This is a genomic window from Streptomyces sp. NPDC107654 (assembly GCF_055639035.1).
This window is the reverse complement of sequence record NZ_JBVKBI010000009.1, coordinates 98,348-112,253: the sequence shown is the minus strand read 5'-3', so window position 1 is coordinate 112,253 and position 13,906 is coordinate 98,348. Positions and strand designations below refer to the sequence as shown.

Genomic DNA, 13,906 nt, shown 5'->3' with positions numbered 1-13,906 from the left:
CGGCGACCCGCCCCAGCGGCGACCGCTGCTCACCCCACCGCGCCGGCTGCTCACCTCATCCGCGTCACTCCCGCTCGGGCCGCTGCGTGAGGGCGTTGAATCGGTCGGCGTCGATGTTGCCGCCGGACGCGATGACGCCGATCCGCCGCGGCGGGTTCTCGACGCTTCCGGCCAGCAGTGCGGCCAGCGGAGTGGCGCCGCTGGGTTCCAGGACGGTCTTCAGCCGTTCGAACGCGAAGCGCATCGCGGTGACGATCTCGGCGTCGCTGACGAGCGCGACGGAGTCGACCAGGCGCTGGTTGATGGGGAAGGTGATCTCGCCGGGGGTGTCCAGGGCCTGGCCGTCGGCGATGGTGCGGGGGACCGGGACGGTCACGCGTGCCCCGGCCTGCAGCGACCGCTTGGTGTCGTCACCCGCCTCCGGTTCGACACCGATGACGCGGATCCCGGGGTGCAGCGCCGTCGCGACGGTCGCACTGCCGGCGATGAGCCCGCCGCCTCCCACGGGCACCAGGAGGGCGTCCAACGGGCCGGTCTCCTCCAGGAGTTCCAGCGCGGCGGTGCCCTGGCCGGCGATGACGTGGGGGTGGTCGTAGGGCGGGATCAGGGTCAGCCCGCGCTCCTCGGCCAGGGCGTGCGCGAGCGCGGAGCGGTCCTGGGTGTAGCGGTCGTAGGTGACGACCTCCGCTCCGTATCCGACGGTCGCCGCCACCTTGGAGCGCGGCGCGTCCTCCGGCATCACGATGACGGCCGTGGTGCCCAGCTCCCGGGCGGCGAGCGCGGTGGCCTGGGCGTGGTTCCCGGACGAGTAGGCCGCGATGCCCTTCGCCCGCTGCTCGGCGGTCAGCCGGGCGACGGCGTTGTAGGCACCGCGGAACTTGAAGGCACCCATCCGCTGGTAGTTCTCTGCCTTGATGAACACCTCCGCGCCGACGAGGGAGTTCAGCGTGCGGGAGGTGAGGACCGGCGTGCGGTGGGCGATGCCCTGGAGACGGGCGGCGGCCTCGCGGACGTCGGCGAGCGAAACGGGGGGTGCGGCGGTGGCCATGGGGGTCCTCGGGTTGTCCTCGACGGGCGGGGGGAAGGGGCGGCAGACGGCTCACCAGCCGGTGACGCGCGGCCAGTATGCCGTGATCTCCGGGGCGGACGCCGCCGGGCCGTGGGCACCGTCGACGACGTGGTAGCCCTGGTGCTGGGCGGCGGTGGCACAGGCGTGGTTGGGCAGGACGCGCAGCCGGGTGCCGATGGGGAGTTCGGGCAGGACGGCTCCGTTCCGTGCGGTGAGCGTGCCGTGCTCCTGGCTGGCCGCGGTCATGACCACGTCCGGGAGCAGGGTGCCGTTCAGGTCGGTGACGAGGCCGTAACCCTGGTCCTGCGGCTGGGCGGAGGTGCCGCGGTCGCGGGACATCGCCATCCAGCCGCCGTCGGTGACGACCCATCCGTACTCGGGGCGGTGACCGATCACGGTGACCACGACCGACAGGGCGAGGTCGTCCAGCCCGCACACACCGAGGCCGGCCATCACCAGGTCGAAGAACACGTGGTTGCCGGCGCGCAGTTCGGTGACTCCGGTGAGGTCGTCGGCCGCGTGCGCGGTGGGGGTGGAGCCGACGCTGACGGTGGGCACGGGCAGGCCGGCCGCGCGCAGCCGCTCGGCCGCGGCGACCACGGCGTCCCGCTCGTTCCGCGCCGCCGCGCGCCGCTCCTCGGCGGTGTGACAGTGGTACGACTCGCCCGCGTGGGTCAGTACGCCGTCCAGGCGACCCGCGTCGTGCAGGATCCGTGCGATCCCGGGGAGCCCGGGGGCGTCGGGCCTGAGGCCGCCGCGGTGGCCGTCGCAGTCGATCTCGATCAGGGCGGGAAGGGCGATCCCCGCCTCCCGCGCGGCCGCGGCGACGAACGTCGCCTGCTCGGTGCTGTCCAGCAGCACGCGCAGCGTGACGCCGCGGCGCACCAGGGCGATCACCCGCGGGAGTTTGTGCGGCTCGATGCCGACGGCGTACGTGAGGTCGCGGTAGCCGGCGTCGGCGAACGCCTCGGCCTCGGCGAGGGTGGAGACGGTGACGGGGCCGGGACCGCCGTCGTGCAGGAGGGCGGCGGCGTCGATGCTCCTGGCCGTCTTCACGTGCGGGCGCGGCACGACTCCGAGGCGGTCCGCCCGCGAACGCAGCCGGGCGATGTTGCGCCGGACCCTGTGGACGTCGACGACGGCGAACGGGGTGTCGGGATCGGCCAGGGTCCGGGCGCCGGAGGAGACGGCGGCGGAGGCGGATGCGGAGGTGGCGGCGGGGGAGGAGAAGGGGACGGTGGTCATGGGCGGTCGCCCTTCACTTGGTGTAGTTGTAGACCGTGGCCCGGGAGACGCCGAGCAGGTCCGCGATGGTCTGCGCGGCGTCGCGCGAGTCGAAGTAGCCGTCGCGCTGCAACTCTCGTACGAGGGCCCTCTTGTCCTCCCGGCCCAGTGAACGGGGTGTGGCGGCGCGCTCGGCGGCCCGCGCCTCCACCGCCTGGCGCAGCTCGCGCGCGGTGCGGTCCCGCAGGGTCTCCAGCGGCCTTTCGCGGTGCTCGGTGTCCGTGGCCACGAGGTTGGACAGCGCGAGGGTCACCGGGGACAGGACGGACACGTCCAGGTTGAGGCACAGGGCCGCGATGTACTCGCCGGCGGCGTTCTTGATGCCGATGGACGTGCTCTTCGCCGGGCGGCCGTCGGGGAACCGGTTGGGGTAGTTCTGGATGACGCTGGGGTACTGCGGGTCGGCGATCCGGGCCAGCCCCAACTCGGTCGCGGAGTCCCCGACCTGACGGCCCGACAGGTTGTTCTCGATCGCGCGGATCGCGTGGTCCGGGTCCCGCAGGTCGTGCAGCACCACCTCGCACAGACCGGGGAACATGCGGCCCAGCGCGACGGCGATCTTCTCGGCCTCCCCGATCAGGTGCTCGTCCGTCCCGTCCTCGCCCACACCGGCCTCCGGCTCGATCGATCTTCCAGATCTAGACGAAGAGTCTAAGAATGCGGTTGCACCGCGTCAAGGCGGGCGAGGCGCGAGGCGGGCCAGGCGCGAGAGGGCAGGCAAGGCGCAAGCGCGGGGCGCGCACGGATCTCCGGCGCGGGACGGCCCTCCGCCGCGGAACTTCCCTCAGCGGCACGGAGTGCACCTCAGTACCGTGGGGCACAGCACGTTCGACACGTTCCACCGAGGGGGACACATGGACGACCGGTCCGGCGCGGAGAGCCAGTTGTGGCTGCGCGGTTTCCACCAGGCGACACCGGGTGCGCCGCGGCTGCTGTGCCTGCCGCACGCCGGCGGCGCAGCGAGCTTCTACTTTCCCGTCTCCAAGGCGCTGTCGCCCGCGGTGGACGTGCGCGCGGTGCAGTACCCCGGCCGGCAGGACCGCCACCTGGAGGCTCCCATGGACTCCGTCCGGGACCTCGCCCGGGGCGTGTTCCGCGCGCTGGACGAACGGGACGGCACACCGCTCGCCCTCTTCGGGCACAGCATGGGCGCCATGGTCGGCTTCGAGCTGGCCCGGCTCCTGGAGGAGGCCGGGCGGCCGCCCGCGGTGTTCTTCGTCTCCGGCCGCCGGGGACCGTCCGTCGAGCGGTCCGAGGACGTCCACCACGGCGACGACGCGCGGCTGATCGAGGAGGTCACCAGGCTCGGGGGCACCGACGCGGCCGTGCTCCGGGACGAGGAGATGCTCAGCATGATCCTGCCCGTGCTGCGGGCGGACTACCGCGCGGTGGAGACGTACCGGCACACCCCCGGACCGCGCCTGAGCTGTCCCCTCGTCGCGCTGACGGGCGACGCCGACCCCCGGGTGACCCCCGAGGAGGCCCGGACCTGGTCACAGGAGACCGACGGCCCGTTCGAACTGCACGTGTACCCCGGGGCCCATTTCTATCTGGTGGCGCAGCAACAGGCCGTGCTGGCCCGGATCGAGGCCACGCTGCGACGGCTCGCCTCCGGAACCGGAGCCACGGTCTGATCGGGCGTCGGGCCGACGGGCCGCTCCGGCCACGGGCCGGACGGACCGGGCGGAACGACGCGGGCGGCACCGGTGGACCGGTGCCGCCCGGCGGGGACGCGCGTCAGTCGACAACCGTGGCGGACTCGATGAGCACGGTCTCCGTCGGGACGTCCTGGTGGCCCATCCGGCTGCCCGTCTTGACCGACTTGATGGAGTCGACGACGTCCTGGCCCTCGACGACCCTGCCGAACACGGCGTAACCCCAACCGGTCGGCGTCTTCGCCGAGTAGTTGAGGAAGGCGTTGTCCGACACGTTGATGAAGAACTGGGCCGTCGCGGAGTGCGGGTCGTTCGTCCGCGCCATCGCCACGGTGTAGTTGTCGTTCTTCAGGCCGTTGTCGGCCTCGTTCTGGATCGGCGCCTGGGTGCGCTTCTGGTCCATGTCCGGAGTGAAACCGCCGCCCTGGATCATGAAGCCGCTGATCACCCGATGGAAAATCGTGCCGTCGTAGTGGCCGCTGCGCACGTACGACAGGAAGTTCTCGACGGTCTTGGGCGCCTCGGCGTCGTTGAGTTCCAGCACGATCCGGCCGAAGTTGGTGTTCAGCGCGACTTTCGACATCGATATCTCCTCATTCCGGTGGGGCTCGCCCACGTCTACGGTACGGAATATAGGATCACAGGTCGCACGCACCGCGCGGCAGCGCCCCGTGGGTCGAACGGCCATCCGGGTGTCTCAGGACAGCCGGGGAGCGTCCCCCGGACCCGGGGGAAGGGCCAGGTGGGCGAGGTCCTCCGGCGGGGGCGTGCTCACCGGCCACAGCGGAGCGGCCTGTCCGTCGGCGAGCGCGGCCGGCGCGTCCGTGAGGTTCATGCGCTCGCGCAGCCGGCCGTAGAAGTCCGTCGGACCGAGCCGCACCGCCTTCAGCCGGCGCGGGGCGGCGTACACGCCGATCCAGTCGCCGGGGCTCAGCACTCCGCGCAACTGGCCGTCGATGCTCACCGCGGCCTGGCCCGAACGTTCCAGCACGCGCAGCGCGACGGGCTCGTCCGGCGCCGCCACCACGGAACGGTTGAACACCATGTGCGGTGCGACCGGCGTGAACACCAGGCCCTCCGCGCGGGGCGAGACCACCGGGCCGCCCGCGGCGAAGCTGTACGCCGTGGAGCCCGTGGGCGTGGCCACCAGCAGCGCGTCGGCCGAGTAGCAGGCAAGGAGCCGGCCCGCCAGATAGACCGCGACCGACACCTGCCGGTCCCGGGCCAGCTTCTCCACGACCACGTCGTTCAGCGCGGTGACGTTCAGGGCGACACCCCAGTCACCGCCCACCTCGCACTCCGTGCGCACCCGCGGCGGCGGCAGCATGGGCCCGCGGCCGTACCGCAGCAGTGCCTCCATCTGCGTGGGCACCTCCAGCCGGCACGACGCCCGCAGGGTCAGCAGCATCCGGTTCTCGACGTCGATCCGCTCCTCCCGTACGGCGTCCAGCGCGGCCCGCACCGCCGTGGCGGGGACCTCCGTGAGGAAGCCGACCCGGCCGAGGTCGACACCGAGCACCAGGGCGTCGCTCTCGGCCGCCAGGCGGGCACCGCGCAGGAACGTGCCGTCACCGCCCAGGGTGACGACGAGGTCCGGGTCGCCCGCGTTGTCCATCTCCTCGCGGGCGCTGTGCCGGGCGCCCTCCCGCCAGACGTCGATGTCCGCGCACCCCACCGCGTGCTCGGCGCACCAGGCGCGCACGGCCCGCGCGGCGGCCACCGCCTCGGCGCGCCCGCCGTGCACGACCAGGCCGACACGGTTCACCGTCATACCCGCACACCCGCCTCCCAGTCGGCCCGTACGAGCGCCATCCTCGCCGCGGACCGCGCCGGCCCGGCGCGCGCCACGCCGCCCGGAGGCCGCCGCACCGCCTTCCGTGCGCGACCGGCCCCGGTTTGTCACCGCAGTGTCACAACGGCCGGACCAGGGAACCCGGGGTCCCGGTGCCCGGTCTGTGTCGGTGAGCGCCGGCGCCCCGCCGGTCGCCCCGACCACACACCACGGACAACCGGGGGATCTCATGCATCACCGACACACCAGCCGCGTCACGGTGGCGGCCCTGGCCACCGTCGCCGCCACCCTGTCGCTGACGGCCTTCCAGTCGGCGAGCGCCACGACAGCGGGCGCGGCCCCGGCCCCGAAGGCCCACGCCGCCACCGTGGCGACCGCCCCGTCCGCCCAGGCCACCGTGGCCGCGTACACCACCGGGTCGGCCGAGGCCAACCGGTTCGCGGCCGCCACGCCCGCCCGCGTCTCCCTGGTCGCCCACACCACCACGCCGCCGGCCTGCACGGCCAAGGCGCTGGAGGTGTCGGCGTACCAGTCCGCCGTCCGGCCGCGGGGCACGGGCACCGGGGCCGCGGTCGTCCGGTTCAAGAACGTCTCCTCGGCCGCGTGCGTGCTGCGCGGCCACCCGACGGTGGCCGGGGCGGGCAACGGCTCGCCGCAGCGGTCCGTCCCGCTGAAGGTGACCCCCAAGGGCACCGCGACCACCGTGCGCCTCGCACCGGGCGGCAAGGCGTGGCTGAAGCTGACCTTCGTACAGGTGCAGGGGGAGGGGGACGGTTACTGCGTCTCCGGCGCGACCCCGTCCGTGTTCCCGACCATGGTGGTCGGCCTGCCGGGTGCGGGCAAGCACCAGGTCGCCCTGGACGACGGCTGGCTCGCCGAGTGCGACAACAAGGTCACCGCGACGGCGGTGTCGGCGGTGAAGCCCGCCTGACCGTTCCGCGCCGGGGAGTCGGGCTCAGTCCCGGCCGTCCCCGGCGAGGAACGGCTCCAGCAGCTCCATCAGCGCCTCCGGGCGGTCCAACGGGACGATGTGCCCGCAGTCAGGGATCACACGTCCCGCCAACCGGTCGGCGTAGGGGCGCAGTTGGCGTTCCAGCGCACGGCCGGCCGGATGGGCGCCGATCGTGAGCGCGGGCACGGTGAGGCGGGCGCCGGCCACCGCCTCCCGGATCTGCCGGACGGTGGCCGGCAGGGCCCGGTACGGCCCGAACGCCGCGCGCAGCGCCTCGCACCCGCCGTAGGCGCGGACGAACTCGGCCCCGACGTCCGGCCGTACGCCCCGGCCGAGGGTGCCGCGCTCCAGGAACCAGCCGACGTACGCCGCCTCGTGCCCCGCGAGCACGGTCTCCGCGAGGCCTGGTTCGGCGTGGAAGCCGAACCACCACGGCGGCCCGGCCGCCAGGAACTCCTCGGCGCCCGGCAAATCGCCCAGGAGCGACTCCATCAGCACCAGCCGCCGTACCAGTCCGGGCCGTCGCATGGCCAGCAGGAACGCGGGCGGGGTGCCGAGGTCGATGCCGACCACGGCGGCCGGGCCGGCGCCCAGCGCCTCCAACAGGCCCCCGGCGTCGGCGGCGAGCGTCCCGGCGTCGTACCCGTCCGCCGGCCGGTCGCTGTCGCCAAACCCCGAAGGTCCGGTGCGATCACCCGGTACCGGCGGGCCAGCGGGCCGATGACCTCGGTCCACAGCCGCCAGGTGTGGGGGAAGCCGTGCAGCAGCAGCACGGCCGGTCCCTGCCCGGCCGTGGCGACGTTGAGTCCGACGCCGTTGACGGTGACCCGGCGCTGCCGCACACCGGTGGAGGGGTTGACGGTCATGGAGGATCCCTTGGGTAACCGATGGTGACAAGGGGACGGTAGGTAACTACTGTCCAACGCAAAAGACCGCACTTTCCCGTCAGTTGGTGAGCTTCAGGTGACCTTCCAGGCCGAGGACGGTCCCGCCGCGCGCGGCGACCTGTTCGACCCCGCGTGCCCGACCCGCCGGCTCCTCGACCGGATCGGTACGAAGTGGACGTCGATGGCGGTGAAGGTGCTGGCGGAGGCGGCCCCGGGCGAGGTGCGCTTCGCCGAACTGCTGCGCCGGATGCCCGGCGTCTCGCAGAAGATGCTGTCCGTGACCCTGCGGAGCCTGGTGCGGGACGGGCTGGCCGCCCGCAGGGTGGAGCCCTCCGTACCGCCCGCCGTGCACTACCGGCTCACCGCACTCGGCCTGTCGCTCGACACCGTCCTCGCGGCCGTCCGGGACTGGGCCGAGGAACACATGGCCGAGGTGGACCGGGCGAACGAACGGGACGGCGGAGCCGAGGACCCGCAGGGATCCGCAACGGTGTGATCTTCTCCCTTGCGGCCGGGGCACCGCTGCTGTGAGTCTCCCGTCGAACGATTTTCCGAAGAACTGTTATCGGCACCGCCCCGGGCGGTCTCCCAGGTAACGGACAGCACCGTTCGGCGTCGAGGACAGGGAAGCTCTGATGAGGACACAGCACACGGTGGACACGGCGGCACTGGTGAACGCCGCCCGGGCGGGAGACCCGGCGGCCCAGGACGCCCTGGTCAGTGCCTATCTCCCGCTGGTCTACAACATCGTGGGGCGGGCCCTGAACGGTTCGGTCGACGTCGACGACGTGGTCCAGGAGACCATGCTCCGGGCCCTCGGCTCGCTCGGTGACCTGCGCACCCCGGAGAGTTTCCGCTCCTGGCTCGTGGCCATCGCCATGAACCGGGTCCGGGCGCACTGGCAGGACCGGCAACTCGCCCCGGACGCCGTGGAGGAGACCGGGGACGTCGCCGATCCGGGCGCCGACTTCGTGGACCTGACCATCGTCCGGCTCCAGCTGTCCGGCCAGCGTCAGGAGACCGCGCGCGCCACCCGCTGGCTGGAGCCGGACGACCGGGAGGTGCTGTCGCTGTGGTGGCTGGAGTGCGCCGGTGAGCTGACCCGGGCCGAGGTCGCCGCGGCCCTCGCGGTGTCGCCGCAGCACACCGCGGTCCGGGTGCAGCGGATGAAGGCGCGGCTGGAGGCGGCCCGGGTGGTCGTACGGGCGCTCGACACGCGGCCGGTCTGCGAGGAGCTGCGCGGGATGCTGGCCTCCTGGGACGGCCGGCCCTCCGCCCTGTGGCGCAAGCGAATAGCCCGGCACGCCCGGGAGTGCGCGCGCTGCGGCGGACTGTGGAGCGGTCTGCTGCCCGCGGAGGGGCTGCTGGCCGGACTGGCCCTCGTCGCCGTGTCGTCGGCGCTGCTGACGGCGACCCGGTCCGCGGTACCCGGCCTGACGGCGACCGCCTCGACCGCACCGCTCCCTCAGGTCACCGGGACCGCCGCCCACGGGCCGGCGGACGCGGGCACCGCCGCATGGGACCCGGGTTCGGCGCAGGGCCCGGCCGCAACCGGCCCGGACACCACTGGAGCGGCCCCCGACACCACCGGAACCGACCCGGGCGTCCTCGCGGCCGATTCCGGCACCCGCGGAGCGGACCCGGGCGCCGGCGGACCGGGCGCCGCCGGCAGTGACTCCGGCGCCCCGGTCGGTCTGCGCGCCTCGCGCCGCCGCAGCAGCGGCCGCGGCGAGACGCGGCGACGGCGGCGGACACGGCGCCGGGCCGTCGGAAGCGCCGTGGTGGCGGCCTGTGTGGCGGGCGGCGGTCTCTGGTACTTCGGCACCGGCTCCGGGCCGGCCACCAAGGAGGCGACCACCGCGCACACCGCGGGCGCCCCCGTCGTGGAGCTCGCCGAACCCGGCACCGCCACGACCTCGTCCTCGTCATCGCCCTCGGCGTCCGCGTCGCCGTCCCCGTCGCACTCGAAGAAGCCACACGCCTCGAAGAGCCCCCGTCCGGCACGCACCAGCAGCACCCCGAAGGCCCGGCCGAGCACGCCGACGACTCCGCGCGCCTCCCGTACCCCGCAGGCGCAGCCGGCGCCCACGGGCACCGTCGCGCAGGTCGTCGCCCTCGTGAACAAGGAGCGGGCCGCCGCCGGCTGCGGCCCGGTCACCGAGGACGCGCAACTGGACCGGGCCGCCCAGGGCCACTCCGACGACATGGCCGCCCGCGGCTTCTTCGACCACACCAACCCGGACGGCGACGGACCCGGCGAGCGGATCACCGCGGCGGGCTACCGCTGGTCCACGTACGGCGAGAACATCGCGAGGGGACAGCAGACCCCGCAGGCGGTGATGGACTCGTGGATGAACAGCCCCGGCCACCGCGCCAACATCCTCAACTGCTCGTTCAAGAACATCGGCGTGGGCGTCCACAACGGCTCGGGCGGCCCCTGGTGGACCCAGGCCTTCGGCGCCAGACTGTGAGAGCCGACCGTGAGCGCCGCCGGGCGCCCAGGCGTCCTGCCCTGAGCGTCACGGGGTACGGCCCGGCGTGTGCCCGAAGGTGCGCCGGAAGACGTCGATGAACGCGCTGGCCGAGGACCATCCGCACCGGTGCGCCACCGTCGTCACCGGCGTCCCCCCGGCCAGCAGCACCAGCGCGTGGTGCAGCCGCAGCTGGGTGCGCCACTGCGGGAACGTCATGCCGAGGTCGCGGCGGAACAGCCGGGACAGGGTACGGTCGCTCGCCCCGACCTGACGGCCCAGCTCCGCCAGCGTACGGCCGTCGGCCGGATCGGCGCGCAGGACGTCGCACAGCGCGCGCAGCACGGGGGACGCGGGCGTCGGCAGGTGCAGCGGCTGCTGCGGCGAGGCGCGCAACCGGTCCAGCAACACCGCGCGCAGCCGCGCCCGTTCGGGGCTGCCGTCGTCCGGGGCGCCGGTGTGGGCGACGATCAGTTCGCGCAGCAGCGGTTCCACGGCGAGCACGGTCGGCGCGTCGAGGCCGAGCGGGTTCTCGCCCGCGGACAGCCCCACCAGGTGCAGTTCGAGCGTGCCGTGCGCCTGGTGGGCGTGCACGGTGCCGGCCGGCACCCACAGGGCGCGGGTGGCCGGGGCGACCCAGGAACCGGCGTCGGTGGTGACGGCCAGCACGCCCCGGCCCGCGTAGACGATCTGGTGGTCATCGTGCCGGTGGGCGTCTATCGCCGCGCCGGACGCCAGCCACTGGGTGCGGGTGGGGGCCACCGGCTCATGGCGGATCTCCGTCATCACCTGGCAGGTTATCGAAAGCGCGACAGCCCGGCGGAGCCGGAGCATGACCGGGTGCGAAGGAAAACATCGATCACCCTGCTGTCCGTCGGGCACGCCTGTGTCGACGTCTACCAGGGCGCCGTGGCGTCCCTGATCCCGTTCCTCGTCGCCGAGCGCTCCTACGGCTACGCCGCGGCCGCGGGCGTCGTCCTGGCCGCATCGCTGCTGTCCTCGGTGGCGCAGCCGCTGTTCGGCGCGCTCACCGACCGCCGGCCCGTTCCCTGGCTGCTGCCGGCCAGTACCCTCCTGGCGGGGCTGGGCATCGCGCTGAGCGGAACCAGCGGTTCGTACCCGCTGACGCTGGTGTGCGTGGCGGTGTCCGGTGCCGGCGTGGCCGCCTACCACCCCGAGTCCGCGCGCGTGGCCCGGCTGACCGGCGGGGGTGGTCACAGCGCCATGGGCTGGTTCTCCTTCGGCGGCAACGCCGGCTTCGCCCTGGCCCCGCTGCTGGTCACCGCCGTCGTGGGCACGGGCGGCCTCGCCTGGACCCCGCTGCTGGTGCTGCCCGCGCTCGTCGGCGCGGCGCTGAACCTGACCGCTCTGCGCGCCCCCGAGCAGCGGCGGCACCTCACCCGGACGGCACCGGCGTACGGCACCGACGACGGGGCGTCCTTCCTGAGACTGTCCCTGGCCGTGGTGTGCCGCTCCGTCGTCTTCACCGGACTGAGCAGCTTCCTGTCCCTGTACGCGGCGCAGCGCACGGGCGGGGGCGCGGCGGCCGGTACGGCCGCGCTGTGCGTGCTCTACCTGGGCGGCGCGGTCGGTTCCGTGCTGGGCGGCCGGCTCGCCGAGCGCCGGGACCGCGTGACGGTCTGCCGCTGGTCGTACCTGCTCTCGGTCGCGGCGGTCGCCGGCGTCGTCCTCGTCCCCGGCCCCGCCCTGTACCTGTGCGTGGCCCTGACCTCGGTCGGCCTGTACGTGCCGTTCTCCCTCCAGGTCACCCTCGGCCAGGACTACCTTCCCTCGCGGGTCGGCACCGCCGGGGGCGTCACCCTCGGCCTGACCGTCAGCGTCGGCGGACTGGCGAGCCCCCTCATCGGCCGGGTCGCCGACGCGACGTCCCTGCGGACCGCGCTGGCCCCGCTGATCCTGATGCCGGCGCTCAGCTGGCTGTCGCTGCGCACCCTGCCCGAACCGGCGGGCCCCGGCGGCCGGGACGACGCGCCGGCCGCCGGCGCTCAGCGTGCCGTGCCGAAGTCCTGGGTCCAGTAGCTGCCGGGCTGCGCGAGGCCGACGCCGATCTCCTTGAACCCGCAGTTGAGGATGTTGGCCCGGTGGCCCGGGCTGGCCATCCAGCCCGCCATGACCTGCTCCGCCGTGCCGTAGCCGTAGGCGACGTTCTCGCCGTAGCTGCTCCAGGTGTAGCCGGCCGCGGTGATGCGGTCGCCGGGGTTCGACCCGTCGGACCCGGTGTGCGACATGTTCTGGTGGGACGCCATGTCCGCGCTGTGCGCCTGCGCGGCCTTGGTCAGTGCCGGGTCGAGGGCCAGCGCCTGGCAACCGGCCTTCGCGCGCTCGGAGTTCACCAGCTGGAGGATCTCGGCGGAGACTCCGGACGCCGAGGCGGTGGGCTTCGGGGTGCTCGGCGCGGAGGGGGCCGCGGAGGCGGGGGCGGTGGGGGGAGAGGAGACGGAAGGGGGAGAGGAGACGGAAGGGGTGGCCTGCGAAGCGCTGGGGGTGGCGGTCGGCCGCGGGTGGTGGACCGTCACCTTCCTCCCGGCGGTGGGGTGGGCGCTCGGCGGGGCCGGGGTCCGGGGCGCGGGCGGCGCGGTGGTCCGCGGCGCGCCGGTGTCGTACGCGGTGCCGCCGGGGGTGTCGTACACGTTGCTGTGGTGATGTCCGGGGGTGTACTGCCACTGCCCCACGGGCGTGCTCGTCACGACGGCCTGTGCCGGGTCCTGCGTGCCGTACGGCCACTCGGCACAGGCCAGGGCGACGGACGGCACGCCCACGGCGCCGACGGCTGCTGCGGCGACGACTATTCGCCGGTAGTGCTTCGTTTTGCGGTGCTGGCCCATACGTCAACCTCACTCGGTGATCGCCGAGGGCTCATTGTTGGGACGACGTCACAGGCAGCGCAAAGTGGCGTTTCTACTATCTCCCCTCGTAGGCGTACGGGGGTCTTGTCAGGCGAGCCCGGAGATGCCGACTTCGCGAACGCGATGTTTGCGAGGGCGCTGTCGAGGCGTCAGGAACAGTTCGTGGGCGGGGGATGGGGGAAGCTCCCGGGAGGCCGGTTCGAGGTCGTCGGCGACCGCGTCCGCCAGTCATGGCAAGACGGACAAATCCCATTTGTCGCGGAGGCCACGTCTACTATCCGCCCCGCTTAGTGGCCGTCTCCGCTGTGAGGGATGTCACTGCGGCCTGGCCGTCCACCCGGCCGGTCCGACTGGCTCCGATGGTCGCCCCCTCCGTGTCGTGTCCCCCGCGCATCGCGGCCCGTGAACCCGGAAAGCCCCCGCAATCCACGCGGGGGCGGGCGGAACGGGGAAGGAAGGGGGCGGACCGTCCGACCGGGCGGCGGCTGCCCTCCCGGGGAGGGGGGCGCACTACACGGCGGCCGGAGCAGAAGCTGTCCGGCCGCCGCGCACCCTGTGTCTCGTCGTCACTTGTTCCGGAAGACGGCCTTGCTGACCTCGGCGGGGTTCTCGAACTTCTTCTTGCCGAGGTGAGAGATCCGCTCGGTGATCTCCTTGGGCGCGTGGTTGTTCTCGGCGACCTTCCGAAGCTGGTCGGAAGTGGCCGGGTAGTCCGCGCCCGACAGGGCTTTCTGCAGGTCAGGTGGGGTGATACCCGCCATGGCTCCTCCAGGCGGTGAGGTGGTGCACGATCATCGGGCCGGCGCCGCGTGCTGCGCCGGACTGCTCAGGTACCCATCCCGCGGAAGCGGATTCAGGCATTCTGCGCATGATGGGTCCTATGCCGCACGGGTACCCGGGGCTCCGAACAGCGCGCCGCGCGTCAGAGG

The 13,906-nt window shown here is 73.6% G+C and carries 13 protein-coding genes and 1 pseudogene; 5 read left to right on the top strand and 9 right to left on the bottom strand.

The genetic code is table 11. The features are described from left to right. Positions 1-64 precede the first annotated feature (64 nt). Genes ACZ7N4_RS17985 through ACZ7N4_RS17975 form a run of 3 tightly spaced genes read right to left on the bottom strand, consistent with a single transcriptional unit; the run spans position 65 to position 2,960 of the window. A complete protein-coding gene (locus ACZ7N4_RS17985) occupies positions 65-1,048 on the bottom strand; it encodes a threo-3-hydroxy-L-aspartate ammonia-lyase (RefSeq protein ID WP_471359273.1) in 984 nt (327 codons plus the stop codon). Between the two features lie 51 nt (positions 1,049-1,099). Next, positions 1,100-2,314, bottom strand: a complete 1,215-nt coding sequence (locus ACZ7N4_RS17980; protein ID WP_471359272.1) for a DSD1 family PLP-dependent enzyme — start codon at positions 2,312-2,314, stop codon at positions 1,100-1,102. Positions 2,315-2,327: 13 nt separating this feature from the next. After that, positions 2,328-2,960 carry a helix-turn-helix transcriptional regulator gene (locus ACZ7N4_RS17975; protein WP_471359271.1) on the bottom strand — a complete coding sequence of 211 codons (633 nt, stop codon included), beginning with the start codon at positions 2,958-2,960 and terminating at the stop codon, positions 2,328-2,330. 247 nt (positions 2,961-3,207) lie between these two features. Between ACZ7N4_RS17975 and ACZ7N4_RS17970 the strand changes: the two genes are divergently transcribed. After that, positions 3,208-3,987, top strand: a complete 780-nt coding sequence (locus ACZ7N4_RS17970) for a thioesterase II family protein (RefSeq protein ID WP_471359270.1) — start codon at positions 3,208-3,210, stop codon at positions 3,985-3,987. Between the two features lie 103 nt (positions 3,988-4,090). Here ACZ7N4_RS17970 and ACZ7N4_RS17965 read toward each other — a convergent pair whose 3' ends face one another. Both ACZ7N4_RS17965 and ACZ7N4_RS17960 read right to left on the bottom strand, forming a co-directional pair. After that, entirely contained in the window at positions 4,091-4,591 is a 501-nt protein-coding gene (locus tag ACZ7N4_RS17965) for a peptidylprolyl isomerase (RefSeq protein WP_471359269.1), read from the bottom strand. A 114-nt stretch (positions 4,592-4,705) separates the two neighbouring features. Further along, positions 4,706-5,779, bottom strand: coding sequence for an NAD(+)/NADH kinase (locus ACZ7N4_RS17960; protein ID WP_471359268.1), 1,074 nt, complete (start codon positions 5,777-5,779; stop codon positions 4,706-4,708). 250 nt (positions 5,780-6,029) lie between these two features. Between ACZ7N4_RS17960 and ACZ7N4_RS17955 the strand changes: the two genes are divergently transcribed. Continuing rightward, positions 6,030-6,731 carry a DUF4232 domain-containing protein gene (locus ACZ7N4_RS17955; protein WP_471359267.1) on the top strand — a complete coding sequence of 234 codons (702 nt, stop codon included), beginning with the start codon at positions 6,030-6,032 and terminating at the stop codon, positions 6,729-6,731. A gap of 24 nt (positions 6,732-6,755) precedes the next feature. On the opposite strand, the pseudogene ACZ7N4_RS17950 reads toward ACZ7N4_RS17955, so the two are convergent. Continuing rightward, positions 6,756-7,618 (bottom strand): annotated as a pseudogene (locus tag ACZ7N4_RS17950) (alpha/beta fold hydrolase). Between the two features lie 97 nt (positions 7,619-7,715). On the opposite strand from ACZ7N4_RS17950, the gene ACZ7N4_RS17945 reads away from it, so the two are divergent. After that, positions 7,716-8,135, top strand: coding sequence for a winged helix-turn-helix transcriptional regulator (locus ACZ7N4_RS17945; protein WP_471359266.1), 420 nt, complete (start codon positions 7,716-7,718; stop codon positions 8,133-8,135). Between the two features lie 139 nt (positions 8,136-8,274). Beyond that, positions 8,275-10,110 carry a sigma-70 family RNA polymerase sigma factor gene (locus tag ACZ7N4_RS17940; protein WP_471359265.1) on the top strand — a complete coding sequence of 612 codons (1,836 nt, stop codon included), beginning with the start codon at positions 8,275-8,277 and terminating at the stop codon, positions 10,108-10,110. A gap of 48 nt (positions 10,111-10,158) precedes the next feature. Here the strand turns inward: ACZ7N4_RS17940 and ACZ7N4_RS17935 are convergent, their stop codons facing one another. Beyond that, a complete protein-coding gene (locus ACZ7N4_RS17935; protein ID WP_471359264.1) occupies positions 10,159-10,896 on the bottom strand; it encodes an AraC family transcriptional regulator in 738 nt (245 codons plus the stop codon). 54 nt (positions 10,897-10,950) lie between these two features. Between ACZ7N4_RS17935 and ACZ7N4_RS17930 the strand changes: the two genes are divergently transcribed. Continuing rightward, entirely contained in the window at positions 10,951-12,150 is a 1,200-nt protein-coding gene (locus tag ACZ7N4_RS17930; protein ID WP_471359263.1) for an MFS transporter, read from the top strand. On the opposite strand, the gene ACZ7N4_RS17925 is transcribed toward ACZ7N4_RS17930, so the two are convergent. Together ACZ7N4_RS17925 and ACZ7N4_RS17920 are read right to left on the bottom strand one after the other, a co-directional pair. Then, complete coding sequence (locus ACZ7N4_RS17925) at positions 12,117-12,956, bottom strand: CAP domain-containing protein (protein WP_471359262.1); 840 nt, start codon at positions 12,954-12,956, stop codon at positions 12,117-12,119. The two genes, ACZ7N4_RS17930 and ACZ7N4_RS17925, sit on opposite strands and share 34 nt — an antisense overlap. 587 nt (positions 12,957-13,543) lie before the next feature. Beyond that, positions 13,544-13,738, bottom strand: a complete 195-nt coding sequence (locus tag ACZ7N4_RS17920; protein WP_471359261.1) for a DUF2795 domain-containing protein — start codon at positions 13,736-13,738, stop codon at positions 13,544-13,546. Between the last annotated feature and the right edge of the window lie 168 nt (positions 13,739-13,906).